1 protein-coding gene is annotated in these 1203 nt (G+C 57.4%); it reads left to right on the top strand.

Going from position 1 to position 1203, the window contains the following annotated elements:
• Positions 1-18: 18 nt before the first annotated feature.
• Positions 19-1203: an elongation factor Tu gene (gene tuf, locus PKC29_15640; protein HML96837.1), complete on the top strand. Its 1185-nt coding sequence runs from the start codon at positions 19-21 to the stop codon at positions 1201-1203.

The raw sequence follows: 1203 nt of genomic DNA, 5'->3' as shown, positions 1-1203 counted from the left end.
TAAGGAGGTAGTATCGAGATGTCGAAGGAGAAATTTGCGCGGAAGAAGCCGCACTTGAACATAGGGACGGTAGGACACGTGGACCACGGGAAGACTACGCTCACGGCGGCGATCACGAAGGTGTTGAGTAACACGGGCGGTGCGAAGTACGTGGAGTTTTCTGATATAGACAAGGCGCCCGAAGAGCGTGAGCGTGGTATAACGATAAACATATCGCACGTGGAATACGAGACGGCGACGCGGCACTACGCGCACGTGGACTGCCCCGGACACGCGGACTATGTAAAGAACATGATCACCGGGGCGGCGCAGATGGACGGAGCGATACTGGTGGTAAGCGCCCCGGACGGACCTATGCCGCAGACGAGGGAGCACATCCTTTTGGCGAGGCAGGTTGGGGTGCCTTACATAGTAGTGGCCCTTAACAAGGTAGACATGATGGACGACGAGGAGCTTTTGGACCTCGTAGAGCTTGAGGTAAGGGACCTTCTGAGCCAGTACGGGTTCCCCGGGGACGACGTTCCCGTGGTAAGGGTGAGCGGGCTTAAGGCTCTTGAGGGCGACCCCGGTGCCGAGCAGCAGATACTGGACCTGATGAAGGCTGTGGACGAGTACGTACCCGAGCCCGTAAGGGACATGGACAAGCCGTTCATTATGGCCGTAGAGGACGTGTTTACGATATCCGGAAGGGGGACGGTAACGACCGGCAGGGTGGAGAGAGGAAGGATAACGGCCGGGGACGAGGTTGAGATAGTGGGGTTTGGGCCTACGAAGAAGACCGTAGCGACGAGCCTCGAGATGTTCAGGAAGATACTGGACGACGCTCAGGCCGGGGATAACGTTGGTGTACTTCTCAGGGGAGTTGGCAAGGACGAGGTAGAGAGGGGTCAGGTTCTTGCGAAGCCCGGGAGCATAACGCCGCACAAGAAGTTCAAGGCCGAAGTGTACGTTCTTAAGAAGGAAGAGGGGGGGAGGCATACGCCGTTCTTCCCTGGGTACAGGCCGCAGTTTTATTTAAGGACGACGGACGTAACGGGGTCTATAATACTTCCCGAGGGCGTGGAGATGGTAATGCCCGGCGATAACATAAACATGGACGTGGAGCTAATAGCGCCTGTAGCGCTCGAAGAGCAGCTGCGTTTCGCAATCAGGGAAGGCGGCAGGACCGTGGGCGCCGGAGTCGTTACCAAAATCGTGGAGTGA

Source organism: Thermodesulfobacteriota bacterium (assembly GCA_035325995.1).
GTDB lineage: Bacteria > Desulfobacterota_D > UBA1144 > Nemesobacterales > UBA2774 > JADLGH01.
Note: the sequence above shows the minus strand (reverse complement) of the source record. Positions and strands in the feature narration are given on the sequence as shown.